General features: G+C 57.1%; 31 protein-coding genes. All 31 read left to right on the top strand.

Annotated features, from left to right (window positions below):
* The first annotated feature begins 6 nt into the window (after positions 1-6).
* The 31 genes from ACFQZG_RS09530 to frr all read left to right on the top strand — a co-directional run bounded on the left by ACFQZG_RS09530 (position 7) and on the right by frr (position 26,016).
* The gene (locus ACFQZG_RS09530) at positions 7-471 is read left to right on the top strand and encodes a flagellar hook capping FlgD N-terminal domain-containing protein (protein WP_378151782.1); all 465 of its coding nucleotides are present in this window, start codon (positions 7-9) and stop codon (positions 469-471) included.
* 1 nt (position 472) lies between these two features.
* Positions 473-862 carry a TIGR02530 family flagellar biosynthesis protein gene (locus tag ACFQZG_RS09525; RefSeq protein ID WP_378151780.1) on the top strand — a complete coding sequence of 130 codons (390 nt, stop codon included), beginning with the start codon at positions 473-475 and terminating at the stop codon, positions 860-862.
* Positions 863-959: 97 nt separating this feature from the next.
* Complete coding sequence (gene flgG, locus ACFQZG_RS09520; RefSeq protein WP_378151778.1) at positions 960-1,781, top strand: flagellar basal body rod protein FlgG; 822 nt, start codon at positions 960-962, stop codon at positions 1,779-1,781.
* A gap of 72 nt (positions 1,782-1,853) precedes the next feature.
* On the top strand, positions 1,854-2,087 hold the full coding sequence (locus ACFQZG_RS09515; protein ID WP_378114423.1) for a flagellar FlbD family protein: 234 nt from the start codon (positions 1,854-1,856) through the stop codon (positions 2,085-2,087).
* Positions 2,084-2,569: a flagellar basal body-associated FliL family protein gene (locus ACFQZG_RS09510; protein WP_378151776.1), complete on the top strand. Its 486-nt coding sequence runs from the start codon at positions 2,084-2,086 to the stop codon at positions 2,567-2,569. Before ACFQZG_RS09515 ends, ACFQZG_RS09510 begins: the two co-directional genes overlap by 4 nt.
* 37 nt (positions 2,570-2,606) lie before the next feature.
* The gene (fliM, locus tag ACFQZG_RS09505; RefSeq protein ID WP_378151774.1) at positions 2,607-3,608 is read left to right on the top strand and encodes a flagellar motor switch protein FliM; all 1,002 of its coding nucleotides are present in this window, start codon (positions 2,607-2,609) and stop codon (positions 3,606-3,608) included.
* A complete protein-coding gene (gene fliY, locus ACFQZG_RS09500; RefSeq protein ID WP_378151773.1) occupies positions 3,598-4,842 on the top strand; it encodes a flagellar motor switch phosphatase FliY in 1,245 nt (414 codons plus the stop codon). The genes fliM and fliY overlap by 11 nt, the downstream gene beginning before the upstream one ends.
* 21 nt (positions 4,843-4,863) lie before the next feature.
* A complete protein-coding gene (locus ACFQZG_RS09495) occupies positions 4,864-5,226 on the top strand; it encodes a response regulator (protein ID WP_378151771.1) in 363 nt (120 codons plus the stop codon).
* 21 nt (positions 5,227-5,247) lie between these two features.
* The gene (locus ACFQZG_RS09490; RefSeq protein WP_378151769.1) at positions 5,248-5,775 is read left to right on the top strand and encodes a flagellar biosynthetic protein FliO; all 528 of its coding nucleotides are present in this window, start codon (positions 5,248-5,250) and stop codon (positions 5,773-5,775) included.
* The gene (gene fliP / locus ACFQZG_RS09485; RefSeq protein WP_378151767.1) at positions 5,772-6,521 is read left to right on the top strand and encodes a flagellar type III secretion system pore protein FliP; all 750 of its coding nucleotides are present in this window, start codon (positions 5,772-5,774) and stop codon (positions 6,519-6,521) included. Before ACFQZG_RS09490 ends, fliP begins: the two co-directional genes overlap by 4 nt.
* A gap of 37 nt (positions 6,522-6,558) precedes the next feature.
* Positions 6,559-6,828, top strand: a complete 270-nt coding sequence (gene fliQ, locus ACFQZG_RS09480; RefSeq protein WP_378151765.1) for a flagellar biosynthesis protein FliQ — start codon at positions 6,559-6,561, stop codon at positions 6,826-6,828.
* A gap of 7 nt (positions 6,829-6,835) precedes the next feature.
* Positions 6,836-7,618, top strand: coding sequence for a flagellar biosynthetic protein FliR (gene fliR / locus ACFQZG_RS09475; RefSeq protein ID WP_378151763.1), 783 nt, complete (start codon positions 6,836-6,838; stop codon positions 7,616-7,618).
* A 58-nt stretch (positions 7,619-7,676) separates the two neighbouring features.
* A complete protein-coding gene (flhB, locus tag ACFQZG_RS09470; protein WP_378152546.1) occupies positions 7,677-8,750 on the top strand; it encodes a flagellar biosynthesis protein FlhB in 1,074 nt (357 codons plus the stop codon).
* 330 nt (positions 8,751-9,080) lie between these two features.
* Positions 9,081-11,114, top strand: coding sequence for a flagellar biosynthesis protein FlhA (gene flhA / locus ACFQZG_RS09465; protein WP_378151762.1), 2,034 nt, complete (start codon positions 9,081-9,083; stop codon positions 11,112-11,114).
* Entirely contained in the window at positions 11,111-12,586 is a 1,476-nt protein-coding gene (gene flhF / locus ACFQZG_RS09460; RefSeq protein WP_378151760.1) for a flagellar biosynthesis GTPase FlhF, read from the top strand. Before flhA ends, flhF begins: the two co-directional genes overlap by 4 nt.
* Complete coding sequence (locus tag ACFQZG_RS09455; protein WP_378151758.1) at positions 12,579-13,445, top strand: MinD/ParA family protein; 867 nt, start codon at positions 12,579-12,581, stop codon at positions 13,443-13,445. The genes flhF and ACFQZG_RS09455 overlap by 8 nt, the downstream gene beginning before the upstream one ends.
* A 60-nt stretch (positions 13,446-13,505) precedes the next feature.
* Entirely contained in the window at positions 13,506-14,975 is a 1,470-nt protein-coding gene (locus tag ACFQZG_RS09450) for a protein-glutamate methylesterase/protein-glutamine glutaminase (protein WP_378151756.1), read from the top strand.
* 42 nt (positions 14,976-15,017) lie between these two features.
* Entirely contained in the window at positions 15,018-17,090 is a 2,073-nt protein-coding gene (locus tag ACFQZG_RS09445; RefSeq protein ID WP_378151754.1) for a chemotaxis protein CheW, read from the top strand.
* A gap of 31 nt (positions 17,091-17,121) precedes the next feature.
* Complete coding sequence (locus tag ACFQZG_RS09440) at positions 17,122-17,583, top strand: chemotaxis protein CheW (RefSeq protein WP_378151752.1); 462 nt, start codon at positions 17,122-17,124, stop codon at positions 17,581-17,583.
* A 36-nt stretch (positions 17,584-17,619) separates the two neighbouring features.
* A complete protein-coding gene (locus ACFQZG_RS09435; protein ID WP_378152544.1) occupies positions 17,620-18,204 on the top strand; it encodes a chemotaxis protein CheC in 585 nt (194 codons plus the stop codon).
* Positions 18,204-18,698: a chemotaxis protein CheD gene (locus ACFQZG_RS09430; RefSeq protein ID WP_378151750.1), complete on the top strand. Its 495-nt coding sequence runs from the start codon at positions 18,204-18,206 to the stop codon at positions 18,696-18,698. Before ACFQZG_RS09435 ends, ACFQZG_RS09430 begins: the two co-directional genes overlap by 1 nt.
* A 3-nt stretch (positions 18,699-18,701) precedes the next feature.
* Positions 18,702-19,127, top strand: a complete 426-nt coding sequence (locus ACFQZG_RS09425; RefSeq protein ID WP_378151748.1) for a hypothetical protein — start codon at positions 18,702-18,704, stop codon at positions 19,125-19,127.
* A gap of 16 nt (positions 19,128-19,143) precedes the next feature.
* The gene (locus ACFQZG_RS09420; RefSeq protein ID WP_378151746.1) at positions 19,144-19,932 is read left to right on the top strand and encodes a FliA/WhiG family RNA polymerase sigma factor; all 789 of its coding nucleotides are present in this window, start codon (positions 19,144-19,146) and stop codon (positions 19,930-19,932) included.
* Positions 19,933-19,947: 15 nt separating this feature from the next.
* Positions 19,948-21,360 (top strand): flagellar assembly protein A, encoded by a 1,413-nt coding sequence (locus tag ACFQZG_RS09415; RefSeq protein WP_378151744.1) that lies wholly within the window; start codon positions 19,948-19,950, stop codon positions 21,358-21,360.
* 57 nt (positions 21,361-21,417) lie between these two features.
* The gene (locus tag ACFQZG_RS09410) at positions 21,418-21,738 is read left to right on the top strand and encodes a hypothetical protein (RefSeq protein WP_378151742.1); all 321 of its coding nucleotides are present in this window, start codon (positions 21,418-21,420) and stop codon (positions 21,736-21,738) included.
* A gap of 27 nt (positions 21,739-21,765) precedes the next feature.
* Positions 21,766-22,356 (top strand): DUF6115 domain-containing protein, encoded by a 591-nt coding sequence (locus tag ACFQZG_RS09405; RefSeq protein WP_378151740.1) that lies wholly within the window; start codon positions 21,766-21,768, stop codon positions 22,354-22,356.
* Positions 22,349-22,951 carry a hypothetical protein gene (locus ACFQZG_RS09400; protein ID WP_378151738.1) on the top strand — a complete coding sequence of 201 codons (603 nt, stop codon included), beginning with the start codon at positions 22,349-22,351 and terminating at the stop codon, positions 22,949-22,951. Before ACFQZG_RS09405 ends, ACFQZG_RS09400 begins: the two co-directional genes overlap by 8 nt.
* A gap of 200 nt (positions 22,952-23,151) precedes the next feature.
* Entirely contained in the window at positions 23,152-23,850 is a 699-nt protein-coding gene (gene rpsB, locus ACFQZG_RS09395) for a 30S ribosomal protein S2 (RefSeq protein WP_378114448.1), read from the top strand.
* A 139-nt stretch (positions 23,851-23,989) separates the two neighbouring features.
* Positions 23,990-24,640, top strand: a complete 651-nt coding sequence (gene tsf, locus ACFQZG_RS09390) for a translation elongation factor Ts (protein ID WP_378151736.1) — start codon at positions 23,990-23,992, stop codon at positions 24,638-24,640.
* A 93-nt stretch (positions 24,641-24,733) separates the two neighbouring features.
* Positions 24,734-25,462 carry a UMP kinase gene (gene pyrH / locus ACFQZG_RS09385; RefSeq protein WP_378151734.1) on the top strand — a complete coding sequence of 243 codons (729 nt, stop codon included), beginning with the start codon at positions 24,734-24,736 and terminating at the stop codon, positions 25,460-25,462.
* A complete protein-coding gene (gene frr / locus ACFQZG_RS09380) occupies positions 25,462-26,016 on the top strand; it encodes a ribosome recycling factor (protein WP_378151732.1) in 555 nt (184 codons plus the stop codon). The genes pyrH and frr overlap by 1 nt, the downstream gene beginning before the upstream one ends.
* The last annotated feature ends 16 nt before the right edge of the window (positions 26,017-26,032 follow it).

Genomic DNA, 26,032 nt, shown 5'->3' with positions numbered 1-26,032 from the left:
ACACCCGTGGCAAACAGCGTCGTGGGCACGATGAACGTATGGCCCTATTACTCGGCCAGCAACGTTCAGGCGGCCGCAAGGCAACCCGTGAAGGAATTAGGCAAAGACCAATTCCTGCAAATTCTCGTTACGCAGCTTCGCAACCAGGACCCGATGCAACCGCTTCAAGACAAAGAATTCATCGCTCAGATGGCGCAATTCTCCTCGCTCGAGCAGATGATGAACATGTCCAAGGAAGTGAGCGCCCTGAGGCAGTCGGCAGGAATGGTAGCCGGACTGATCGGCAAGTCGGTAACTTGGTTCGAATCGACGGAAGAAGGCGGCGTAACGGAACGCGGAGGCACCGTAGACTCGATCGTATGGAGAGACGGCTTGCAGTACGCGAAAGTTCAGAACGCGGAAGTTCCGATCGACGAAATTCTATCCATATCCGAGCAAGCTGCAACGGGCGGCGAGTCGGAGGTGAAGTGACGTGAGTGACCGGATCGTCGCCCACCAATTCACGACGGGGCGCGCCGGACCGATTCAGGTTCATCGCAACGTCAACCGCAACTCCGCCGAAGCTAACGCGAACGGCGTATCGTTCAAGGAACTGCTTGATCGCCAGCAGTTGAAGTTCAGCACGCACGCGCAGCAACGATTGGAACAGAGGGGCATCGTGCTGATGCCGGATCAACTGAACCGGATCGCCAGCGCGATAGACCAGGCGGCGGCCAAAGGCGCGAGAGACTCGCTCGTCCTGTTCAAGGACATCGCGATGATCGTGAACGTGCCGAACCGTACGGTCGTAACGGCGATGGACGGCAATTCGATGCGGGAGCACGTCTTCACGCAGATCGACAGCGCGGTCGTCGTCAGCTAGACAAGCAATTCGGGCTGGTCCTTCTCATTAGGGAGCCCTTGGCCGCGGACCGATTGAAGCGGCTATATTCCAACCATTTACGGGAGGTATTCCTCACATGTTGCGTTCTATGTACTCCGGCGTGTCCGGCATGCGCGGCTTCCAGACGAAGCTCGACGTCATCGGCAACAACATCGCCAACGTGAACACGATAGGCTTCAAAGGCGGCCGCGTCATGTTCAAAGACATTCTCAGCCAATCGATGTCCGGCATTACGGCTCCGGTCGAAGGAACGTCCGGCGGCGTCAACGCCAAGCAAGTCGGCCTGGGCGTCGCGATCGCTTCGATCGATACGGTCCATACGCCGGGCAGCGCGATGACGACGAACGTTCCGACGGACTTGCGTATCGACGGCGACGGATTCTTCGTCGTAAGTCCCGGCGAAGACGGCCCGCAATATTTAACCCGCGCCGGCAACTTCACGCTGGACGCGAACCGCCAGCTCGTTAACGGCGACGGAATGTTCGTCATGTCGGCCGACGACGGCGGCATCATCACGCTGGACGAAGGCGTAACGGCGTTCTCGATCTCGCAAGACGGCACGATCGTCTCCATCGACCAAGACGGCATCGCGACGCCTACCGACTTCCGCATCGGCGTAGCGAAGGTCGTCAACCCGGGCGGCTTGGAGAAAGTCGGGGGCAACCTGTACCGGATGACGCCGAACGCGAACCCGGAAGGCGAGCTCGTCGTAGGCGGCGCGGCGGATTTGGAAACCGGAACGGGCGCGATCATCGCGGGACAATTGGAAATGTCTAACGTCGACCTGACGAACGAGTTCACGGAGATGATCGTCGCGCAGCGTGGCTTCCAAGCGAACTCCAGAATCATCACCACTTCCGACGAAATTCTGCAAGAAGTCGTCAACCTGAAACGCTAATTGATCTGAACTACTGCCCCGGGAGAGCTGGCGCGGCCAGCTTCTCCCCAGGCAGCTTGGAGGGCCTAGGTTATGATACTCGTAACGCGGCTTAACGGCACCAAGCTCCACTTGAACGCCTTGTTGATCGAGACGGTGGAGGAAATGCCCGACACGCTAATTACGCTTACGACTGGCAAGAAGTACATTGTTACCGAAAATTCTTCGGACGTAATCCGGGCCATCCGGCATTACTTGCGCAGCATCGGCGTGTTAGCGGCGATTACCAGCAAAGCGGACACGCAATCGGAGGGAGCTTCGTCATGAAAAAACTGTTGCCTTGGCTTGTATCGCTGTTACTGGCGATTACGCTCATCGCGATCGTCGTCATTTATTTCTGGTCCACGATGTTCGAGGACAAAAAGTCCGCGGATCCCGACCAAGAGGCGAAGGAGAGCGTCGAGAACGTTCAAGCCGCCCCGCCGATTTCTGCGGATGAAATGCTCAAAGTTACTTCCGAATTAACCGATATCAAGACGAATTTGTCCGATCCGGATTACATCGTCATCCTGAGTTTCGCCTTCACGCTCGAAGACGAGGATGCGAAGGAAGAATTCGACAAGATCAAGGACATCAAGATCAAGCCGCTCGTCAACCGCGCGCTGTGGGTCATGAGCCCGGAAGACATGAGCGGAACGAAAGGCAAAGACCAGCTTACCGCCGGCCTGATCAATTCGGTTAACTCCGTGCTCTCGGAAGGTAAACTAACGAAAGTGGAAATTACCGATTTCATGATCTCGCCGATCTAATATTATCCAAGTTCACAGGCAGAAAGGGGTGAGAGGTTTGGTTGATGTTCTGTCGCAAAATGAGATAGACGCGCTTCTAGCCGCGCTGTCTTCCGGTGAAATGGACGCGGAGGAGCTCAAAAAAGAGGATACGCAGAAAAAAGTGCGCGCGTACGACTTTAAACGCGCGATGCGGTTTTCTAAAGATCACCTTCGGAGCTTGACGCGTATCCACGAAAATTTTGCGCGCTTTTTGACAACCTATTTCTCCGCTCAGCTACGAACGTTCGTGCAAATCAACGTTGTACAAGTAGAACAGCTTCCTTACGATGAATTCATTCGCTCCATCCCGAAGATGACTGTGCTTAATATTTTCGAAGCGGAGCCGCTAGAAGGCCGGATGGTACTCGAAGTGCATCCGAACGTCGCGTTCGCCATGCTGGACCGGTTGCTCGGCGGCGCGGGTTCCGCTCCTTCGAAGATCGGCAGCCTGACCGAGATCGAAACGATCATCATGGAGAAGATTTTCAGCCGGGCGTTCGAGAGCCTGCAGGAAGCGTGGCGGACGATCATCGATCTTCAGCCCCGTCTGGAAGCGCTCGAGACGAATCCGCAGTTCATGCAGATCGTATCGCCGAACGAGACGATCGCCCTCATTTCCTTAAGCACGAAGATCGGCGACACGACGGGGATGATCAACCTGTGCATCCCTCATATCGTTATCGAGCCGATCATGCACCGGCTGTCCGTTCACCATTGGTTCGTCAACCAGAAGAAATCAAGAGCGCCCGAAGAACAGCAACTGCTGGAACAGCGGGTCAGCAAGGCCAAGCTTCCGATCATCGCGGAATTGGGCAGCTCCCGCATCTCGGTCCGGGAATTTCTCAGCCTCGGCGTCGGGGACGTCATCGCGCTCCACAAGACGACGGAAGAAGGCTTGGAAGTCAAGGTCGGGGACAAGGTGAAATTCATCGCCAGCCCGGGTACCGTGCGAGACAAGATGGCGATTCAGATCGATGAAATCGTCAGCGAAGGAGTGGAAGAAATCAATGACGAGTAAAGACTATTTGTCCCAAGAAGAGATCGATGCGCTGCTTCGCCAATCGTCCGGCGGCGACGATACGCCGGCATTCGGCGGCTCGGCTTACCCGGTCGAATTGACGATCGACGATTACTTGACGCCGCTCGAGCAAGACGCGCTCGGCGAGATCGGCAACATTACATTCGGTAGCGCTGCCACCGCGTTGTCCACGCTGCTCGGCCGCAAAGTCGATATTACGACGCCGACCGTGAACATAATCGCGCGGGAGCAATTCGAATCGGAATTCCCGAGACCTCACGTAGCGGTTCATGTCCGGTACGTCGACGGATTCGAGGGCATCAACTCGTTAGTCATCAAGTCGCACGACGCGCAAGTTATCGCGGACTTGATGCTCGGCGGAGACGGCAGCGTTACTTCCGAGGAACTTAACGAGATTCACATCAGCGCCGTTCAGGAAGCGATGAACCAGATGATGGGTTCGTCAGCGACGTCGATGTCGACGATCTTCAACCGACTCGTGAACATTTCGCCTCCCGGCATCGATATTATGGACGTCCCCAACAACTCCGGCGTTAGCAACCTGCCGACGGAGGAAGTGTACGTCAAAATTTCGTTCCGGCTCAAAATCGGCGATTTGATCGATTCCACCATTATGCAGTTGCTCGCGGTTCCGTTCGCCAAGGAACTCGTTCGCTCGCTGATGGGCGGCGTCGAGGAATCGGCTCCCGCGCCGCAACCGGCAGTCGCTCAAGCGCCGCCGCAACAGGCTTACGTCGCTCCTCCGCAGCAGGCGCCGGCTTATGCGCAAGCGCCTCCGCCGGTACATCAAGCGCCTCTGCAGCCGAGTTACGCACCGCCTCCGCAGCCGAGCTACGCGCCGCCGATGCCTGCTCCGTATCCGCAGACGCTCGGCGCCGCGCCGAATCGGAACGTGAACGTGAATCCGGTGCAATTCGCCAATTTGCAAGGCGGCGGCTTCGCGCAGGCGGACGACACGAACCTCAGTCTACTGCTCGATATACCTCTGAAGGTGACAGTTGAGCTAGGTCGCACGAAGAAGCAGATCAAGGAGATTTTGGAGCTGTCCCAGGGCTCGATCATCGAGCTCGACAAGCTGGCGGGCGAGCCGGTGGATATTCTCGTCAACAACAAATTGATCGCCAAAGGCGAAGTCGTCGTAATCGACGAGAACTTCGGCGTACGCGTCACGGACATCGTTAGCCAATGGGATCGGGTCCAAAAAATCCAATAAGCACATCGGGAGGAAATTGAAATGGCAAATCGCATCCTTATCGTAGACGACGCAGCATTCATGCGCATGATGATTCGCGACATTTTGACGAAGAATGGGTATGAGGTAGTCGGAGAAGCGCAAGACGGTTCGCAAGCTATCGAGAAATACAAAGAGCTTCACCCGGACCTCATCACGATGGACATCACGATGCCAGAGATGGACGGCATTACCGCGCTCAAGGAAATTCGCAAGCTCGACGCGAACGCCAAAGTCATTATGTGCTCCGCCATGGGCCAACAGGCAATGGTTATCGATGCGATTCAAGCAGGCGCCAAAGACTTCATCGTGAAGCCGTTCCAAGCCGACCGCGTTATCGAAGCGATCAAGAAAACATTGGGTTAAGTCAGGAGGCGTCATTAATCGATGCGAGGATTTCGACTGTCTGAAGATCTCCCCAAGGCGGGCTCATCATGGGATTTACTCTGGGTATTGTTCGTCCTGGGCATTATCGTCGGACTGATCGTTCTATCGCTTCGATTTCTCGCGAAGCGTAACCGCGGGTGGTGGATGAACCGCTCGCTTCGTTCGTTAGGGGGCTTGACGCTCGGTACGAACAAGTCGGTGCAGATCGTCGAATGGAACGGACGGATTTACGTCCTTGGCGTAGGCGAAGACATTACGCTGCTGGAGTCGATTACCGATACGGAGACGGTGGCCGCCTTGTTGGCGGACCACGATTCCTCGGAAGTCGCCAAGGGGAACCCGTTGCCCGCGTGGCTGCGCAAGTGGACCGCGCGCAACGACCCGCAAGCAGACGAATCGCCGGCCAACGGCGCGAGCACCTTCGAGAAGACGCTCGAGAGCCGGCTCCGCGAGATGACCGAGAGAAGGCAGCGGGTGGAGCAGCTCATGGATCAACGCCGCGGCCCAGATCGGACGGATGAGGAATGAATAGAAAATGGCTCTATAGCATTGCCGCGGCAATGACCGCGTTCCTCGCATCGGGGAGCACGGCATTCGCGGAAGGTTCAATCATAACGATAGGCACGGGAAGCGAAGACGGTCAAGTAGGCGCATCGGCCCTATCGCTTTTGTTGCTTATTACGATTCTAAGCCTTGCGCCGGCAATACTCGTACTCATGACAAGCTTCACCCGGATCGTCATCGTGCTCGGATTCGTCCGAACGTCTCTCGGCACGCAGTCGATGCCGCCCAACCAGGTATTGATCGGTCTCGCGCTGTTCTTGACGCTCTTCATCATGGCGCCGACGTTCTCGCAAGTGAACGAACAAGCGCTTCAGCCTTACTTGAAGGGCGAGATCAGCCAGACCGTCGCCCTCGAGAAGGCCGCCGACCCGATGAAGGAATTCATGTACAAGCATACGCGTCCGAAAGACCTGCTCTTGTTCATGGAGTACACGAAGACCGAGAAGCCGGAGACGTATAAGGACATCCCGATTACGGTGCTCGTGCCGGCATACGCGATCAGCGAGCTGAAGACCGCTTTCCAGATGGGATTCATGATCTTCGTGCCCTTCCTCATCATCGATATGGTCGTCGCCAGTACGCTGATGGCGATGGGGATGATGATGCTTCCGCCAGTCATGATATCGTTACCGTTCAAGATCTTGCTCTTCGTGCTCGTCGACGGTTGGTACCTGATCGTGAAGTCGCTGTTGACCAGCTTTAGCGCTTGAGTAGAACGTATGCGCATATCCATGCGGGAGGGACAAGATGAGCACCGAATTCATAATCGGACTTGCCGGTCAGGCACTATATACCGTACTGAAAATCAGCGCGCCGATGCTCGGAATCGGATTGATCGTCGGTCTGCTCGTCAGTATCTTCCAAGCGACGACCCAAATTCAAGAGCAGACGCTCGCGTTCATACCTAAAATCGTCGCCGTGTTCGTCGCCATTTTGCTGTTCGGTCCGTGGATGCTTAATCTCATGATGGACTTCACCAGCAATTTGCTCGGAAACTTGGCGAATTACATTGGATGATGCCCAAATGAATCTACTCATGCAGGCATTTCCTGCTTTTCTGCTCGTGTTGTGTCGAATTTCCGCGTTTTTTGTAGTGGCGCCGATTTTTTCGTCCCGGACGTTTCCGCGCACGATTAAAGTCGGGCTGGCGTTCTTCGTCTCAGTCATGGTGTTCCTGACGATCGGATACGATACGAGCATCGTCGCTGACGGCAGTTACGTTCTGGCGATCATGCGAGAAGTGTTCGCCGGATTGCTGATCGGATACGTCGCTTACTTGTTCTTCACGATCGTGCAAACGGCGGGCGGCCTCATGGACTTGCAAATGGGCTTCGGCATCGCCAACATCGTCGATCCGTTCACGGGCGCATCGGCGCCGATGCTCGGCAACCTCAAGTACATGTTGATGATGCTCGTCTTCTTGTCGATCAACGGCCATCATTACTTGCTGACGGCAATCATGAACAGCTACGAATGGCTGCCGCTCGACAACAAGCTGTTCGAGACGTATTACGGCGGCAACATTACCGAATTCCTGACGCGGACGTTCGCGGATACGTTCCTGCTCGCGCTGCAAATCTCCGCTCCGATCGTCGTCACGATGTTCTTGACGGACTTCGGTCTCGCGTTGCTCGCGAGAACGGCGCCGCAATACAACGTGTTCGTCATCGGGGTGCCGATCAAGATTCTCGTCGGATTGGCCATTCTCATCCTGCTGCTGCCGGGCTTCGGAGCGCTGTTCCAGATGCTGTTCGACCACATGTATAACGCGCTTGAGAAGTTGTTCGTCGTCATGCAAGGGAAGTAAGGAACCGATTACTCGCTAGCGGCTAGGAGGAAGCATCGTGTACCGTTATCGCCTGAGGATGAATTTGCAGTTGTTCGCGGGCGAGAAGACGGAAAGGGCGACGCCCAAGAAGCGCCAGGAAAGCCGTCAAAAAGGCCAAGTCGCCAAGAGCATGGAAATTCCTGGTGCCTTAATCTTGCTGGCGACGATCTGTTGCTTGATCATGTTAGGGCCGTTCTTCAGCCATCAAATCAAAGGCATGTTCAGCGACATCTTCATGCATCGCTTGGAAATGGAAGTGTCGGAGGAGAACGTCCTCAGCATGTTCACGCACTACGCGATCGAGATTCTGAAGTTTCTCGCGCCGATCTTCATTATCGTCATCATCGTCGTATTCGGAGCTTCGTACGTGCAGATCGGTTGGCTGATTACGGGCGAGCCGCTCAAACCGAAGCTGGAGAAGCTGAATCCGATCAACGGCATGAAGAGCATGTTCGGAGTCAGAGCGCTCGTCGAGTTTCTGAAAAGCTCGTTAAAGCTGACGATCATCGGTCTCGTCGTCTTTATCGTCATCATGTCGGAGAAGAACGAGTTCCTGAAGCTGGCGTCCGTTCCGATCCAAGACATCTTCGACTTCGTCGCGGGACTCACGATCCGGCTAGGACTGTTCGTCGCCGTTCTGCTGTTCGTACTCGCGATCTTCGATTACATGTACCAGAAATACGAATACGAGAAAAACTTGAAAATGAGCAAGCAAGACATTAAAGACGAGCACAAAAACGCCGAGGGCGATCCGCTGATCAAAGGGAAAATCCGCGAGAGGCAACGCCGGATGGCGATCATGCGGATGATGCAGGAAGTGCCCAACGCGGACGTCATCATCACGAACCCGACCCACTTCGCGGTCGCGCTTCAATACGACGGCTCCAAGATGGACGCGCCGAAGGTCGTCGCCAAAGGGCAAGACTATCTGGCCTTGCGCATCCGGGAGATCGCCAAGGAGCACAACGTCATGACCATGGAAAACAAGCCGCTCGCCCGCGCGCTGTACGAACGGACGGAAATCGGGGAAAGCGTTCCCGCCGACCTGTTCCAAGCGGTAGCGGAAGTGCTGGCATACGTATATCGGCTTAAGGGCCGACGGAAATCTTAGCTTGATAGAAACTCCCTACATAATCGCTTCGAGATTTCATACGCGAGGCTCGGTTTCAAAGGTTGCTACGAAATTCGGTCGGCTCGCGACCGGTGCGCCTCTATAAGATCGGAGAATCTCTCGAAGAGTGCAGAGGGAAAGGGTTGTTACGAAGAGTTTACGTCCGCCTTTCGAATCGAATGGCAACCGTCATCCATCAGTTCAAGCCATTCGATGAGAACAGCGGCGGAGTAATAACCCTTTCCCGGCGCACGGCTTCGGCGGGAGCGAGCATTAGATCTTTAAGACTGCACCGTAAAGCGAGAGAACGTTGTTGAGGGGGTTGGCGGCATGAAAATTCGGGACTTAAGCATATTGGTCGGCATCATCGGCATCGTCCTGATGTTGGTCGTTCCGATTCCCGCGGGTTTGCTGGACATTTTGCTGATCATCAACATTTCGATCGCGATCATGATCTTGTTGATCGCGATGAATACGCAAGACGCGCTTCACTTCTCCATCTTCCCTACGTTATTGCTCATTACGACGATATTCAGGTTGGCGCTTAACGTCTCCACGACCCGCTTGATCTTGTCGGAAGCGGAAGCCGGTCACGTCGTCGAGACGTTCGGACGGTTCGTCGCGGGCGGCGAAATCGCCATCGGATTCGTCGTATTCCTTATTCTGGTCGTCGTTCAGTTCATCGTTATCACGAAAGGTTCGGAACGCGTAGCCGAAGTCGGCGCGCGCTTCACCCTCGACGCGATGCCCGGCAAGCAGATGAGCATCGACGCGGACTTGAACGCCGGACTCATCAACGAACAGCAAGCGAGAGAGCGGCGGGAGAAGATCGAGAAGGAAGCCGACTTCTACGGCGCGATGGACGGCGCGAGCAAGTTCGTCAAAGGCGATGCGATCGCTTCCATCATCATCGTATTGATCAACCTCATCGCCGGCTTCATCGTCGGCATGGTATTCCATGACATGTCCGCCATGGAAGCGCTCGAGACGTATTCGATCCTGACGATCGGCGACGGTCTCGTGAGCCAAATTCCGGCGCTCTTGATCAGCGTCGCCGCCGGCATCATCGTTACGAGGGCGGCTTCGGAAGGGAATCTGGCGCACGACGTTACGAAGCAAATGCTCCGTTATCCGAGACTGCTGTATATCGTAGCGGGTACCGTCGCGCTGCTCGGCATCGCGACGCCGATTCCGATGCTTAGCACGATTCCGTACGCGGCGCTCCTTGCGATCGTAGGGTATCGGCTGCAGACGAACCTAGATCGCCAGAAGGAAGAAGAGGAGCTCCTCGTCGAGGAGAAGCAGATCGAGGAAGTTCGCAGTCCCGAGAGCGTCATCAGCTTGCTGCAGGTCGATCCGATCGAATTCGAATTCGGATACGGGCTTATTCCTCTCGCGGACACGCAGCAGGGGGGCGACTTGCTCGACCGGATTATCATGATCCGCAGGCAATGCGCGCTCGAAATGGGCCTGATCGTCCCCGTTATCCGAATTCGCGACAATATTCAACTAAAACCGAACGAATACGTCATCAAAATGAAAGGAAATACGGTAGCTCGTGGCGAATTATTGCTACATCACTACTTAGCCATGAGTCCGGGGTTCGACGACGACTCGATTTCGGGTATCGAGACCCAGGAACCTGCGTTCGGTTTGCCGGCATTATGGATCGACGAAGCGATGAAGGAAAGAGCGGAGATGTCCGGCTATACGGTCGTCGATCCGCCGTCCGTCGTCGCCACCCATCTGACCGAGGTGATCAAGAAGTACGCGCACGAACTCATCGGCCGCCAAGAGACGAAGACGCTCGTCGAGAGCGTCAAGGAAACGTATCCGGCGCTCGTCGACGAACTCATTCCGTCGATCATGTCCGTCGGCGACGTTCAGAAGGTTCTCTCCAAGCTGTTGAAGGAGAAGATCTCGATACGCGACCTGGTCACGATCTTCGAAACGATGGCGGATTACGGGAAATTCACGAAAGATCCGGAGGTGCTGACCGAATACGTTCGCCAGAGCTTGTCGCGGCAGATTACGCAACAATACGCGAGCGCCGCTGAGCCGTTGAAGGTCATCACCGTGAGCCCGTCCCTGGAGAAGAAAATCGCGGAGTCGGTTCAACAATCCGATCAAGGCAGCTACTTGGCGATGGACCCGGTATCGTCCCAGACGATTTATCAGCGTCTAACCGAGCAGGTGAACCGCCAGATTCAGTCCGGGCAGCAACCGATCATCTTGACTTCTCCGACGATCCGGATGTATTTGCGCCAACTGCTGGAACGCAGCCTGCAAGATATTCCCGTCATCTCTTATAGCGAATTGGAACCAAGCATTGAAGTGCAGAGCGTCGGGGTGGTGAGCGCATGAAGGTAAAACGGTATATCGTCGAAGATTTGCCCGAAGCGGTTCAACAAATCCGGAGCGACTTAGGGTCGGATGCCGTCATTCTCAATACGAAAGAAATCCGCGTCGGCGGATTTCTTGGCATGTTCCGCAAGAAACGCATGGAGGTTATCGCCGCGCTCGACGAATCGGCCAAGAAGCCGGCCGATCGAAGACCCTCGCCGCCGCCGCGGATGCCCGAGCGCGAACCAGCGCCGATAGCGGCTCAGCAACAGGAGTCTACGGCCGCGTTGGCAACGATGCTGCCTCCAAGCGCGGTGCGGGACAGATACGCGCAGAAGCCGTTCGCCGAGCAGGCGCGGCCTTCCGGGTCGCCGCAACCGGCATCCGCCGCTCCTTCGGCGTTCAAGGACGCCTTGAACGGGGTGGCCGCGGCAAGGCCGGAACCGCGTCCCCTACCGAATCCGATGCCGACTCTTGGAGAGCCGAGCGCGCCGGAGCGCCACGCGGACGCGCAGGCGAATACGCTGGCCGTCGCGGCCAGAGTGCTCGAGGAACGGGAGAGCAAGCAGAAGGAACCGGTAACCGCCGCGGTATCGCGCGAGCCGGAAGCCTCGGTCGAAGAGACGAGCGCGCTCTTGCAAGAGCTTCGATCCATGAAAGACATGATGCTGAAGCTACAGAAGCAGCAGACGTACCGGTCGATGCCGGAATCGGTTCTCAAGTGGAGCAAGCGATTGGCCGAGCAAGGCGTCGAGCCGATCTACGTCGAGCAGTTCGCGGAAGCGGTCAACGAGCGGCTGGGCATTAGCAACGACGATCCGGCAGCCTGTTACGAAGCCGCCAAGAGCGTGCTGAGGGAATGGCTGCAGCCGTCGCGGAGCTACGGTCTGTCGCCGAACGCGAGAGTCGTACACTTCGTCGGTCCGACGGGCGTCGGCAAGACGACGACGATCGCGAAGCTCGCGGCCGAACAGTCGATCAATTACCGTCGCCAAGTCGGCTTCATTACGGCGGATACGTACCGAATCGCCGCGGTCGACCAATTACGCACTTACGCCGATATTCTGAACGTTCCGCTGGAAGTCGTATTCTCGCCAAGCGAGTTGACGCGGGCTTACAAGAAGCTCGAAGATCGCGATCTCGTATTCATGGATACCGCGGGCCGCAATTACCGCAACGAGCTGTTCGTATCGGAAGTCAATAGCTTGCTTGCTCCGGGCGAAGAGAGCGAGACGGTGCTCGTGCTCAGCATGACCCATAAGTACACCGACATGAAGCTCGTCGCGTCCCAATTCGCGAAGTACGGCGTCGACCAGTTGCTGCTCACGAAATTCGACGAAACCGATACGTTCGGCTCCGTGCTTAACCTAATCAAAGCGTTCTCGTTCCACATCTCCTATATCACCTGCGGACAGACCGTTCCGGACGATATCCGTCCTTACGATCCGGAGGATCTCGTTCGCCGCCTGCTGGGGGATTCCGCCCATGAATGATCAAGCGGAGGCGCTTCGTCATCTGGTGCACGCCAAGAGCTCCGATGCGGCGAAAGCAACCCGGATCGTTACGATTACGAGCGGCAAAGGAGGCGTCGGCAAGTCGAACTTCAGCTTGAACTTCGCGATGGCGCTGCAGAAGCGCGGATACAGCGTGCTCGTCTTCGATGCGGATATCAGCTTCGCGAACATCGACGTGTTGCTCGGAACGCCCGCGAAGTATAACCTGATGCATCTGCTGCAGGGCGAGAAGTCGATCTGGGAGATTATCCAGACCGGACCGAGCGGGTTGCAGTTCATCGCAGGCGGCTCCGGGTTCAAGGACCTGGTCAGACTGAGCGATCACCAGTTGGAGTACTTCGCGCAGCAGATCGGCAAGCTTCACGGCCACGTCGATTTCATTCTGTTCGATACGGGCGCCGGTCTCTCGAAAGAAACGGTGCGCTTCATTACGGCGGCCGACGAGACGATCGTCGTCACGACTCCGGAACCGACGTCGATAACGGACGCTTACGCGCTTATCAAAATGTTGAACACGATGGGACATCAGGTTTCGTTCCGTCTCGTCGTTAACCGCGTTACCGACGATAAGGAAGGCAAGCAGACGTCCGATAACATGCGACAGGTCGCGAATACGTACTTGGGCTTGGATCTGCCGGTACTCGGCTATATACCGGACGACGCGAACGTATCCAAAGCGGTGAAGAGGCAGACGCCGCTATCCGTCGCTTATCCGGATTGCTCGGCCTCTCGGGCGATCGACCGAATCGCATCCGGTTTTCTGCTGGAGGACCGGTCCGCGCCTGCATCCCGCGGCGTTACGGGCTTCCTGCAACGAATGAAAAGGCTGTGGAGTTAATCTTCGCGATCGGGCAACATGAGTTTTCCTAGCAGCTAGACAACGGGGGAGGAACGCGATATGCCGGAATACAACGTACTGATCGTGGACGATTCGCCGTTCATGCGCAAGGTGTTCAGCGACGTCATCGACGCTGATGCGGCGTTCAACGTGCTGGCGACCGCGGGCAACGGCAAGGAAGCGGTAGAACTTGCGTTGAAGCTGAAGCCGGACATCATTACGATGGATCTGGAAATGCCGCAAATGAACGGAATCGAAGCGCTCCAGCGCATTATGTCCGTACGGCCGACCCCTGTCATCATGTTGTCCGCCGTAACGGACAACGGTACGAGAGATACGATCAAAGCGCTGCAGCACGGCGCCTTCGACTTCATCCGCAAGCCCGACGGCGCGGTGAAGCTGGACATTCATCAAGTCGGCGAGCAGTTGATCGAGAAGCTGCACATCGCCGTATCGACGGTCAGCATGGGCTCGTTCCGGATGATGCCGGCGGTCGAAGAGAAAACCGAACCGATTCCGAAGGCGGAGCCGCTCCAGCAAGTTTCCGCGATCGAGTCGCGGCATGAGGCGCCTCCTGCTGCGGATCTTCCGCCGCCCGCGCCGAAACCGGATTCGCCGGCGAAAGAACCGCCGAGATTGTACGCCGAGAGTAAACGGACGATCGCCGAGCCTCCGAAGACGCCGTCGACGCAAGTCGAGAGCCGAACGCCGGCGTCATCGCCGCCGGCCGGGCAGCGCGAAGCGGCGCCGAAGCCGGCAGCGGCCGAAGCCCGTGCCGCGCAACCGCTTCCTCGCGCGACGGAACCGAAACCGGCCGCGAAATCGTTGGTCAAGAAGGCTGCCGCGGCCGCGGCGATGCCCGCGCCGCCTCCGGTAACGGCAGAACCGTTGTCGCCTGTGCCTCCGAGGCCGCAGCCGAAATCGAAGTCCGCGTCCTCGGCGTTCGCGGACGTCGTCGCGATCGGAACGTCGACCGGCGGTCCTCGGGCGCTGCACGAAGTGCTGACGGGCATCCCGGCCGGTTTCCCGGCGCCGATCCTGATCGTCCAGCATATGCCGCCGAAATTCACGCATTCCCTTGCGCAGCGTCTCGACTCGTTCTGCAACATCCGCGTATGCGAGGCGACGGACGGCGAGCTCGTCGAGAGCGCAACCGCCTACATCGCGCCGGGAGGCAGGCATATGTCGCTGATCAAGGACGCGTTGGGCGGCTATCGGATCCGCTTAAGCGACGATCCGCCTCGAAGCGGACATAGACCGTCCGTCGATTATTTGTTCGAATCGCTGATCGATTACCCCGCCTTGAAGAGGCATGCGGTATTGATGACCGGCATGGGCAGCGACGGAGCGAAAGGGATGAAGGCGCTGCAAACCGGCGGCGCGCAGACGTTGATCGCGGAATCCGAAGAGACGTGCGTCGTGTACGGCATGCCGAGGTCCGCGATCGAGCTCGGCGCCGCGACGCAGGTATTGCCGCTTCAAGCGATCTCTTCCGCGCTCGCGCGCGAAGTGCGCCCGCGCAAAACGTAACTTAGCATTCGTAAGCACAGCCAACCAGGAGGTGTCCGTCCCGTGGAAATGAATCAATATTTATCCATCTTCATCGATGAGGCGAACGATCATCTGCAATCGCTTAACGAAAATATGCTTCGGCTCGAGCAGTCGCCGGAAGACATCGGCATCGTTCAAGTTATTTTCCGTTCGGCGCATACGCTGAAAGGGATGTCCGCGACGATGGAATTCAAGGATCTCGCATCCTTGACGCACGAGATGGAGAACGTGCTAGACCTCGTGCGCAACGGCAAGCTCAACATGAACGGCAATATCTTCGATACGTTGTTCAAGTGCTTGGACGAATTGGAAGCGATGGTGCAAGACGTCATTAACGGCGGGACGGGCAGCGGCGACGTAACGGAGCTCGTCGAGAGGCTGAAAGCGATCGTGAAGGGAGATTTCGGCGCCGGAACTTCGAAGCCGCAAGCCGCGGCCGCGCAAGCCGTTCAACCGGCTTCTCTCATGCTGGACCAGTACCAGCTCTCCGTTCTGAAGCAGTCGATCGAGAGCGGTCACCGGGCGTACTTCATCGAAGTGAAAGTGCGCGAGGATTGCTTGCTGAAGGCGGCCAGAGCTTATATGGTGTTCGACGTGCTCGAGCGCAACGGCGAAGTCGTGAAGGCGCATCCGTCCGTTCAGGAAATCGAGCAAGAGCAATTCGATCGTTCATTCGCGGTCTACTATATTTCGCAAGTGGAAGAGAGCGTGCTCAGAGAGGGCATCTCCCGCGTATCCGAGATCGAATCGGTTACGATCTCTCCGGTAGATCGGGGAGCCTTGGCCGACTTGGGCCGCGCGACGAACGATACGGCGACGGCGGTAGCCGAAGCGCAGAGCGCGAGCAACGAAGTCGCGGCCGCGGCGGCTACGTCAACGGCAGCGGAAGCGAGCGCTCCGCGCGCGGCGGCCGCAACAGCCGGGGCTGCCGCCAACGCCGCTCCTCGCACGATCCGCGTCGATATCGAGCGATTGGATACGCTGATGAACTTGTTCAGCGAACTGCTCATCGACCGCGTCCGTCTGGAGCAGCTCGCCTCGGAAGTTCGCCGCAACGACTTGACCGAGACGGTCGAGCACATGGCGCGCGTCAGCGCCGATCTGCAGAATATCGTGCTTAAGCTCCGCATGGTGCCGGTGGAAAGCGTATTTAACCGGTTCCCGCGCATGGTGCGCGATTTGGCGAAGTCTCTCGACAAGAAGGTCGATCTGATCATTACGGGCGCGGATACCGAATTGGACCGCACCGTCATCGACGAGATCGGCGATCCGCTCGTCCATTTAATCCGCAACGCGGTCGATCACGGGGTCGAGTCGATCACGGACAGAGTCAAGGCAGGCAAACCGGAAGTCGGCACCGTTCACTTGCGCGCGTTCCATAGCGGCAACCACGTCTTCATCGAGATCGAAGAGGACGGCAAAGGCATCAACCGTCCGAAGGTGCTCGAGACCGCCATTAAACGAGGCGTCGTTACGGCCGAAGAGGCGAAGAAGCTGACCGACGACGAAGTGAACATGCTGATCTTCGCCGCGGGCTTCAGCACGGCGGACAAAGTATCCGATATTTCCGGCCGCGGCGTCGGTCTAGACGTCGTCAAGTCGAAGATTACCTCGCTCGGCGGTCACGTATCCGTGCACTCCAAGCTTGGCTCCGGCACGAAGTTCTCGATTCAGCTGCCGCTCACGCTGTCGATTATCGCGGCGATGCTGATCAAGCTGGGCACGGAGAAATACGCATTCCCGCTGTCTTCGATCGTGGAGACCGGCTCCATCAAGAGTACCGCCATCCGCACCGTCCACGGCACGCAGATGATCGATTACCGCAACGCGATCATTCCGATCGTGTCGCTGGCAACGCTCGTGGATTCCCCGAATTACGACGAGGCAGGGGAGCAGGAGACGGAGATCGTCGTCGTTCGCAAAGGGGACAAGCTCGCCGCCGTCATGGTGGACGAATTCATCGGCCAGAGCGAGATCGTCCTGAAGCCGCTCGGCAAATATCTCAGCGGCGTCGTCGGCGTCGTCTCGGGCGCCACGATTCTCGGCGACGGTCAAGTCGCGTTGATTATCGATCCGAACGCACTCATTAAGTAAACTACCTGACTCTATTGAGGAGGTTTCATCCATGGCAGAGGAATTGAAAGTAATCGTGTTTACTTTGGCGCATGAAGAGTACGGCATCGAGGTCGATAAGGTTCGCACGATCGAGCGGCTCATGCCGATTACCCGCGTGCCGAAGACGCCGGCGTTCGTGAAAGGCGTCATCAATCTGCGCGGCGTCGTCATCCCGGTCATCGACCTGCGCGGACGGTTCTCGCTCCCCGAGTCGGAGCTCGGCGATAACTCCCGGATCATCATCGTCGCGGCGAACGATCTCGAAGTCGGCTTCATCGTCGATTCGGCGAACGACGTCATCGACTTGACGAGCGACGCGATCGAGAATCCGCCGGAAGTCGTCGGCGGCGTGAAGGCCAAGTATTTGAGCGGCGTCGCCAAGATCGGCGACAATCGCCTGCTGATCCTGCTCAATCTATCGGAAGTGCTCAATCGCGGAGAAATCATTCAGCTAGAGCAGTTTGGGGAATAAGCCGTGAATCTCTTCCACAGCAATGCGGATTTCAAGATGGACGTGCTTCGCGAAGTCGGCAACATCGGGGCGGGCAATGCCGCCACCGCGCTCTCGCTGCTGTTGGACAAGCCGGTAGACATGGCGGTTCCGACGGTCAGTCTGTTGCCCTTCGAAGCGATCGCGGAACGGGTCGGCGGCTCCGAAGCCGTCGTCATCGCCATCTTCCTTCGCGTAGAAGGCGACGCGCCGGGCAACATGTTCTTCATTATTAACCGCGAGCCAGCGAGAAGGCTGCTGCAAGGCTTGCTAGGGTTCGAAGCCGCCGAGAACGACGATTACAGCGAGCTCGAGCTATCGGCTTTGAACGAGATCGGCAACATTCTGGCCGGCTCTTACTTGTCATCGCTGGCGGATTTCACGGGTTTGCACATGTCGCCGACCGTGCCGTCGTTGTCGGTGGACATGGCGGGCGCGATTCTGAGCTACGGCCTGCTCCAATTCGGCACGATGGGCGATGACGCTCTTCTGATCGATACGACGTTCCTGGAAGGTCAACAAGAAGCGGAAGGGCACTTCTTCCTCATCCCGGATCCGGAGTCGTTCGACAAGCTGTTTCGTGCGTTGGGAGTGCCGATCTAATGACCGAGGGTGTTCTCATCAAGGTAGGGATGGCGGATCTGAACATCGCCGAGCAAGGCGCGCTGATCCGAACGACCGGGCTTGGCTCCTGCGTCGGATTAACGTTGTTCGACGCCCATCTGAAGCTCGGCGGCATGGCTCACATTATGCTGCCTTCTTCCGAGATCGCGCGCGAAGGACAATTGAACATCGCGAAGTATGCGGATACGGCCGTCCCCGAGCTGATCGGACGAATGAAGGACAAGGGCTCGTCGATCCATCGGCTCGTCGCCAAAATGGCGGGAGGCGCCCAAATGTTCGCCTTCGCCGGAGGTTCCGATACGATGCGAATCGGTCCCCGGAACGTCGAGGCGACGAAGCTGGCGCTATCGCAGCTCGGAATCCCGCTCATCGCGGAAGATACGGGCGGCAATTACGGCCGCACGGTCGAGTTGGATAGCCGTACCGGCATGTTCATGATCCGGAGCGTGCAGTTCGGAGTAAAGGAGATTTAACTGATGATCGGTTCATGGCGCATTAATGCCGGTTTCGGCGCTTTCGGCGCTATATTGACATTTTTATTCTCGTATTCGGACAACCCGGCAGGAACGACGCTGATCCGTTGCGTATATGCGTTCCTTGCCTTCGCGGCGGTGGCGTTCGCGATGACTCTCGTGCTCGGCGTGCTGCTGCAGCCCGGCAGGAAGGATGCGCCGCCGATTACGGGTCAGCAGGACGGAACCGAAGAGGAACGCGGCGTTAAGCTGGACTTGGTCACCCCCGACGAAGGGGACGAATTGACGGAGATGATGAAAGAACGTTGGGCGGACGGCAAAGGCGAAGCGCCAAGCTTCCAGCCGCTCGTGCCCAAACGGTTGGTGTCGCTTGACAATCCCAATCCGGAGGAAGTGGTTCAGGCGATTCGTCGTCTGACGGACGAATAAGGATGGTGAAGCAAGAATGGCCATGCAAGCAAGCTCCAAATTATCCAATCACGGACTTTGGTTGAGATGGAAGGAAGAAGAGGATTCCGAGGCGCGCAAGCTGCTGATCGAGCACTACTTGCCCCTCGTGGATTACGTGTCGAGCCGTATGGCCGTCGGTTTGCCCAAGAACGTTACGAAGGACGATCTGGCGAGCAACGGCGTCATGGGGTTGATCGACGCGATCGAGAAGTTCGATTACCGGCGCGGGCTCCAATTCGAGACATACGCTTCCTGGAGAATTCGCGGCGCCATTCTTGACGGATTGCGCCAGGGCGACTGGGTGCCGAGATCGGTACGCGACAAAGCGAAAAAAATGGAGGATGCATATGCCGTGCTCGAGCAGAAGCATTTGCGCTCGGCAACGGACGAAGAAGTATGCGCCTATTTGAATATAAGCGATCGGGACTTTCAACACATGCTGCAGGAGGTCGCCGTCGCGGCCGTCTGTTCGCTCGAGGATCCGATTCGCGAGGAAGAGTCGGAGACGAGATTGTCCTTGCTCGTCGACGATAAAGCGGTTAATCCCGAATCGACCGTTCACGATACCTACTTGAAGGAATCGCTCGTTCACGGCATACAGAAGCTGACGGAGAAAGAGCGAACGGTCGTATCGTTGTTCTATTATGAAGATTTGTCCTTAAGCGAAATCGCGGAAGTCATGTGCCTGTCGCCTTCCCGGATCTCGCAATTGCATTCCAAGGCGATTCTCAGGTTGAGAGGCGCGTTAGCCAAGCAGAAGGAACAATTGTTGCAGAACGGTTGATGAGGAGGAATTCCAATGCCTGAACACGAGAAGATTACGCTCGAAGAGAGTCTTCAGGTAACGGTAAGCGACGATAAGCTGAGCGCTTATCTCGTTTTCCGGCGCGTCGAGGGCAGCATGGCGCTGACGGTACGGGAGCTGGAGCAGTTTCTGAGCACCAAAGGCATACGATACGGGTTGCAAACCGACACGCTCTACTTGATATCGCAGAAACCGCAAGACTTTTACTTCAGTCAAAATCTCGTCGCGGTCGGCACGACTCCGCGCAACGGGGTAGACGGCTCGATTCGGGTGCTCTTCGAGGCGGGCGACCATAGCAAAGGCCCGCAGGAAAGGGAAGACGGGAGCGTCGATTATAAAGAAGTGAAGCAGTTGGCGAACGTCAAAGCCGGCCAATTGATCGCAGAGCGGATTCCCGCCGAACCGGGCGTTCCCGGCAAAGCCGTCACGGGGGAAGATTTGCCGCCGAAGGACGGGAAGGACGCTCTCTTCAAAATCGGCAAAAACGTCGTCGTTAATCCGGAGAAAACCGGCATGTACGCGGCGATCGACGGTCTCGTGACGAGAACGGACAAAGAGAAGCTGAACGTATTCCCGGTATACGAAGTCAACGGCGACGTCGACTACAATATCGGCAATATCGATTTCGTAGGCACGGTCGTCATTCGCGGCAATATCCTTACCGGATTCCGGGTGAAAGCTTCGGGCGACATTCGAGTTACCGGGGGTATCGAAGGCGCCGAAGTCGAATCCGACGGTTCCGTCGAAATATCGGGAGGCATTATCGGAAGCAACAAGGGCCACGTGAAAGCCGGACGCAACGTGAAATGCTCCTTCATTCAGGAAGGCAACGTATTCGCGGGCGAAGACGTCGTCGTCTCTCAGAGCATCATGCATTCGAACGTGCGCGCGGGACGCAACGTGATGTGCGCCGGAGCGAAGGGGCTCATCGTAGGCGGACTCGTGCAAGCGGGAGACCGGGTAACGGCGAGAATGATCGGCAATTCGATGTCGACGGCGACCGCGATCGAAGTCGGCGTCAGACCGGAGCTGCGGCTCGAGCTGAACGAGCTTAGGGCGACGATCCGGCAGTTGTCCGAATCCTTGGACAAAACCGAGAAAGCGCTCGCTTTGCTCGATCAATTGGCTGCGACGGGACAGTTGTCGCCGGATAAGCTGGCGCTTCGCACGAAGCTGTCCGCGACGAAGCGGCAGACGCTCGAAGAACTTAGAAACGCGAAGGAGCGCATTCTCGAGATCGAGAAGACGTTGGAAGACGCTTCGACCGCTCGCGTCGACGCCGTTCATACGCTCTGGGGCGGCACCAAAATCGTCATCGGCCGTTATACGCGCTTCGTTAAGGATAGCGCGCAACGCGTTACGTTCCGGTTCATGGACGGCGACATCGTCATGGTACCGTTCTTTTAAGTAATCTATGGACGTACGAACGGTCAAACTAAAGCGGATACATGAGGGGGGATCGCGATGGCGTACAAGTCGATCGATTTCCAAGCTTCATTGCCTCGAGCCGTCGAAATGACGCCGCTCGCCCACCAGCAGCAACATAAGCCGATCAGCGAACAAACCGCGCTCGGGCAGCAACAGTTGAAATCCGCCGAGCAGCAATCGCATCGCAGCGCCAAGACGGAATCGGCCACGGGCGGCACGATCAACGATCGCGATCCGGGAGACGGAGCCGATCGCCAAGCGCCCGGCAAGAGGCGCAAGCCCGAAGGGCGGCACGATTCGGAAGCGAAGCCGGCCGATCATCCGTACAAAGGCAAACATATCGATTTCATGGGTTGACCGCACAGCAGAAGGAAGGGAACTCAAGTGACGCTAAGTCCGTGGTTAAGCATCGTACTGCTCGGCGTGGCGATTGCGGGATACGCGTGGATGATGCCGAAGCAGGCCAACCGCGATAAGAGCTCGGACAAGCAAGGCGACGCGGCTTACGAGCAACTGCTCGAAGACTTGGAAGCAGAAAACCGGGAGCTCATCGATGCCGTCGCCAAGTTCAAGCGGGAGCAAGACGAGACGGTCGATAAGCTAGGCCGCAGAATCGTGGATATGGAACATCAAATGAAGCTATGGTCGTTGCAGACCGCGGCAGCGGCGGCACCTCATGCGTTCGTCGCGCAACCGTCGCCGGCGGCCGTAGAGCCGTCGCTTCGCGAACCGCTCCCGATTCCCGCGGCGCCTGTCGCGCGCCCGGACGTTCATGTCTATCATGAGCAGCCGGCGGAACCCGAACCGGCTATCGCGGAGATCGACGTATCGATTCGCGGAAGGTACCAAGAGCTTCTGGCGCTGCACGACAAAGGGAGATCGATCGAGCAGATCGCCAAGACGCTCGGCATGAACAAAGGCGAAGTGCAACTGATTCTGCAGCTCGCCCGCAGAGAGGAAGAGCAGCATGCGTAAACACCGGAGCTGGCTCATGGGGCTCGGCATCGGGCTTATTCTAGGCGCTTCGATGCTGCAGCTCATACTCGCGGCCAAGGAACAAGCCGGCAACGCCGCCGAGCTGCCGATGACCCGCGAGCAACTGGAAGAGGAAGCTAGCCGTGCGAACTTCGTCGTCTATCCGAAGGATGAAACGCTGTATACGGAAGAGCAACTGCAAGTGAAGCTGGAGGAAGCAGCGGCTAAGGCCGAGACGGAGAAGGAGTCCGAGCCGGAGCCGTCGGAATCCGCGAAAGCAACGGACGAGCCGGCGAGCGAGGAAGAGTCCGCTTCGAATGCAGCGCCGCAATCCGAAGAACAGCCTTCTTCGGGCACGGCTAAGGAAGACGATGCGAAGACCGGCGAAGAGTCCGTCAAGCTGTACGTGAGTCCCAAGATGACGCTGCAGGAAGTCGGCAAGAAGCTCGAAGAGCTTGGCGTCGTCGCCGACGGGGCGGACTTCGTCGCCCAATCGAAGGCCATCGCCACGAAGCTGGACGTCGGCACGGCCGTATTCTCCGGTAAACCGACGTACGAGGAAATCCGACAGGAGCTTACCCGCAAAAAGCCGTAACGGCGCGGGTATTTTTTTTGCCTATCGCCCGGTTCGCCATTGCACTGCCGACGTCGATATGCTATATTATTTTTCGGTGTAAAAAACACACGCTTTTCAATTCCGTCAACGGTGCTTATTTCGCGAATGCGGGTAAGTTTTGGCGGAAAACGCGAGAAGCGGCGGAGATTCACCAAAAACCACTAGGAGGTACAGATCACATGGCAGTCATTTCCATGAAGCAACTGCTTGAAGCGGGCGTGCATTTCGGTCACCAAACGCGCCGTTGGAACCCGAAGATGGACAAGTACATCTTCACCGAGCGTAACGGCATCTACATCATCGACCTGCAGAAGACGGTCAAGAAAGTCGACGAGGCTTACAACTTCGTACGCCAGCTTGCCGAGCAAGGCGGAACGATGCTGTTCGTCGGCACGAAGAAGCAAGCGCAAGATTCCGTTAAGGAAGAAGCGGAGCGCAGCGGTCAATACTACATCAACCAACGTTGGTTGGGCGGTACGCTGACGAACTTCTCCACGATCCAGAAGCGTACGGACCGTTTGCACCTGCTGACGAAGTGGGAAAACGACGGCACGTTCGAAGTGTTGCCGAAGAAAGAAGTCATCATTCTCCGCAAAGAGAAAGAGCGTCTCGAGAAGTTCCTCGGCGGCATCAAGAACATGCGCAAGCTTCCTGACGCGCTGTTCATCATCGACCCGCGCAAAGAGCGCATCGCGGTAGCGGAAGCTCGCAAGCTCGGTATCCCGATCGTAGGCATCGTCGACACGAACTGCGACCCGGACGAAATCGATTACGTAATCCCAGGTAACGATGACGCGATCCGCGCCGTTAAGCTGCTCACGGCTAAAATGGCTGACGCGATCGTAGAATCCCGCCAAGGCGAAGAAACGACGGCTTAATAGCCCCGTTATATCATAAGAACACGGAAAGGGTGGTCAGAAGAGAACCTTCTCACCGCCCTTTTTGCAAAAAGAGAACATACGAACGTTAGCCCCGCGCCAAGCGGCGACGGGCTTATCCACGAGGAGGATGCTTAGGATGGCTATCAATGCAGCAGACGTAAAAACGCTTCGCGAAAGAACGGGAGCAGGCATGCTCGATTGCAAAAAAGCGTTGGAGGAAGCAAACGGGGATCTGACGAAAGCGGCTGAGCTTCTTCGCGAGAAAGGCCTTTCCGCGGCAGCCAAAAAAGGCGACCGCATCGCGACGGAAGGCGTCGTAGAATCGTACATCCACGGCGGCGGCCGTATCGGCGTTCTCGTCGAAATCAACTGCGAAACCGACTTCGTCGGCAAAACCGAGCAGTTCAAAGCTTTCGCGCGCGACATCGCGATGCACATCGCGGCTGCCAACCCTAAATTCCTGGGTCGCGAAGAAGTATCCCAAGCCGAGCTGGACAAAGAGAAAGAAATTCTCCGCAACCAAGCGCTCAACGAAGGCAAGCCGGAGAAAATCGTCGACAAAATGGTCGAAGGCCGCATGAACAAGTACTACGAAGAAAACTGTCTCATGGAGCAAGCGTTCGTTAAAGATCCGGACAAGACGATCACGACGCTGCTGAACGAAAAAATCGCCACGATCGGCGAAAAAATCTCGATTCGTCGCTTCGCTCGCTTCGAGCTCGGCGAAGGCCTCGAGAAAAAAGTAGACAACTTCGTCGAGGAAGTTATGGCTCAGGCGAAAATATAAGCAAAAAAGAAAAGAAGGGAACACGGAGTGTTCCCTCTTTTTTGAGCGAACGCGCGCAAAGAAATAACAGAACAATCGATGGAGGTACAAATGTTGGAGCGTCCCGTATTTAAACGCGTGGTATTAAAGGTGAGCGGCGAATCCTTATCCGGGAACAACGGTTACGGTATCGAAGCGTCGACCATCTTGTCGATCGCCGAACAAGTGAAGGAAGTCGTCGAGCTCGGCGTAGAAGTCGCGATCGTATGCGGCGGAGGCAACATCTGGCGCGGCATCGCCGGCAGCCAGAAGGGGATCGATCGCGCGACCGCGGACTATATGGGCATGCTCGCGACGGTCATGAATTCCCTCGCGCTTCAGGATGCGCTCGAGCAGATCGACGTGCCTACACGGGTGCAAACTTCCATCGCCATGCAACAAATCGCGGAGCCGTACATTCGCCGGAGAGCGATTCGCCATCTCGAGAAAGGCCGCGTCGTCATCTTCGCCGCGGGCACGGGCAATCCGTTCTTCTCGACCGATACGACCGCGGCGCTTCGCGCGGCGGAGATCGAGGCCGAAGTCATTCTGATGGCGAAGAACAAAGTCGACGGCGTATACAGCGCCGATCCGTTCAAGGATCCGACCGCTGAGAAGTACGAGAAGCTGACGTACATGGACGTCCTCGCCAAGAACCTCGGCGTCATGGATTCCACCGCTTCGTCGCTCTGCATGGACAACAACATCCCGCTTCTCGTATTCGCGATCACCGAGAAAGGAAACATTAAGCGTGCCGTCCTCGGCGAGAAGATCGGCACCATTGTGAAGGGGAGTCTAGACTAATGCCTCAAGCGATTAAGAAGAATGCCGAAGAACGCATGGAGAAGGCGCTCGGCGCCTTGAAGCGCGACCTGCAGACGCTTCGCGCGGGACGCGCGTCGTCCGCGATGCTCGACCGCGTGGAAGCCGACTACTACGGAACGCCGACGCCGATCAATCAGATGGGCTCGATCAATACGCCGGACTCCCGCACGCTGATCATTCAGCCGTGGGACAAGACGGCTCTCTCGCTCATCGAGAAAGCGATCCTGAAGTCGGATCTGGGGCTCACGCCAGCGAACGACGGTTCGATCATCCGCCTCAACATCCCGCCGCTGACGACGGAGCGCCGCGCCGATCTGGCGAAGCAGACGAAGAAGTTCGGCGAGGAAGCGAAGGTCGCGATCCGCAACATTCGCCGCGACGCGAACGACGACATCAAGAAGATGGAGAAGGGCGATATCTCGGAAGACGAATCCCGCCGCCATCAAGAGGACGTACAGAAGATCACGGACCGTTACGTCGCCGACGTGGACAAAATCCTGCTCGCCAAAGAGAAAGAGATCATGGAAGTGTAATCGGCTTCCGTCAGAG

The sequence above is a fragment of the Cohnella sp. GCM10027633 genome (assembly GCF_042675445.1).
Classification (GTDB): Bacteria; Bacillota; Bacilli; order Paenibacillales; family Paenibacillaceae; genus Cohnella.
This window is presented reverse-complemented; position numbering and strand designations above follow the sequence as displayed.

Excerpts from the sequence above, each read along its gene's own strand:
- flgG (WP_378151778.1), top strand. The coding sequence starts at position 960 with ATGTTGCGTTCTATGTACTCCGGCGTGTCCGGCATGCGCGGCTTCCAG.
- ACFQZG_RS09515 (WP_378114423.1), top strand. The coding sequence starts at position 1,854 with ATGATACTCGTAACGCGGCTTAACGGCACCAAGCTCCACTTGAACGCC.
- ACFQZG_RS09510 (WP_378151776.1), top strand. The coding sequence starts at position 2,084 with ATGAAAAAACTGTTGCCTTGGCTTGTATCGCTGTTACTGGCGATTACG.
- fliY (WP_378151773.1), top strand. The coding sequence starts at position 3,598 with ATGACGAGTAAAGACTATTTGTCCCAAGAAGAGATCGATGCGCTGCTT.
- ACFQZG_RS09495 (WP_378151771.1), top strand. The coding sequence starts at position 4,864 with ATGGCAAATCGCATCCTTATCGTAGACGACGCAGCATTCATGCGCATG.
- ACFQZG_RS09490 (WP_378151769.1), top strand. The coding sequence starts at position 5,248 with ATGCGAGGATTTCGACTGTCTGAAGATCTCCCCAAGGCGGGCTCATCA.
- fliP (WP_378151767.1), top strand. The coding sequence starts at position 5,772 with ATGAATAGAAAATGGCTCTATAGCATTGCCGCGGCAATGACCGCGTTC.
- fliQ (WP_378151765.1), top strand. The coding sequence starts at position 6,559 with ATGAGCACCGAATTCATAATCGGACTTGCCGGTCAGGCACTATATACC.
- fliR (WP_378151763.1), top strand. The coding sequence starts at position 6,836 with ATGAATCTACTCATGCAGGCATTTCCTGCTTTTCTGCTCGTGTTGTGT.
- flhB (WP_378152546.1), top strand. The coding sequence starts at position 7,677 with ATGAATTTGCAGTTGTTCGCGGGCGAGAAGACGGAAAGGGCGACGCCC.
- flhA (WP_378151762.1), top strand. The coding sequence starts at position 9,081 with ATGAAAATTCGGGACTTAAGCATATTGGTCGGCATCATCGGCATCGTC.
- flhF (WP_378151760.1), top strand. The coding sequence starts at position 11,111 with ATGAAGGTAAAACGGTATATCGTCGAAGATTTGCCCGAAGCGGTTCAA.
- ACFQZG_RS09455 (WP_378151758.1), top strand. The coding sequence starts at position 12,579 with ATGAATGATCAAGCGGAGGCGCTTCGTCATCTGGTGCACGCCAAGAGC.
- ACFQZG_RS09450 (WP_378151756.1), top strand. The coding sequence starts at position 13,506 with ATGCCGGAATACAACGTACTGATCGTGGACGATTCGCCGTTCATGCGC.
- ACFQZG_RS09440 (WP_378151752.1), top strand. The coding sequence starts at position 17,122 with ATGGCAGAGGAATTGAAAGTAATCGTGTTTACTTTGGCGCATGAAGAG.
- ACFQZG_RS09435 (WP_378152544.1), top strand. The coding sequence starts at position 17,620 with ATGGACGTGCTTCGCGAAGTCGGCAACATCGGGGCGGGCAATGCCGCC.
- ACFQZG_RS09430 (WP_378151750.1), top strand. The coding sequence starts at position 18,204 with ATGACCGAGGGTGTTCTCATCAAGGTAGGGATGGCGGATCTGAACATC.
- ACFQZG_RS09425 (WP_378151748.1), top strand. The coding sequence starts at position 18,702 with ATGATCGGTTCATGGCGCATTAATGCCGGTTTCGGCGCTTTCGGCGCT.
- ACFQZG_RS09420 (WP_378151746.1), top strand. The coding sequence starts at position 19,144 with ATGGCCATGCAAGCAAGCTCCAAATTATCCAATCACGGACTTTGGTTG.
- ACFQZG_RS09415 (WP_378151744.1), top strand. The coding sequence starts at position 19,948 with ATGCCTGAACACGAGAAGATTACGCTCGAAGAGAGTCTTCAGGTAACG.
- ACFQZG_RS09410 (WP_378151742.1), top strand. The coding sequence starts at position 21,418 with ATGGCGTACAAGTCGATCGATTTCCAAGCTTCATTGCCTCGAGCCGTC.
- ACFQZG_RS09400 (WP_378151738.1), top strand. The coding sequence starts at position 22,349 with ATGCGTAAACACCGGAGCTGGCTCATGGGGCTCGGCATCGGGCTTATT.
- rpsB (WP_378114448.1), top strand. The coding sequence starts at position 23,152 with ATGGCAGTCATTTCCATGAAGCAACTGCTTGAAGCGGGCGTGCATTTC.
- tsf (WP_378151736.1), top strand. The coding sequence starts at position 23,990 with ATGGCTATCAATGCAGCAGACGTAAAAACGCTTCGCGAAAGAACGGGA.
- frr (WP_378151732.1), top strand. The coding sequence starts at position 25,462 with ATGCCTCAAGCGATTAAGAAGAATGCCGAAGAACGCATGGAGAAGGCG.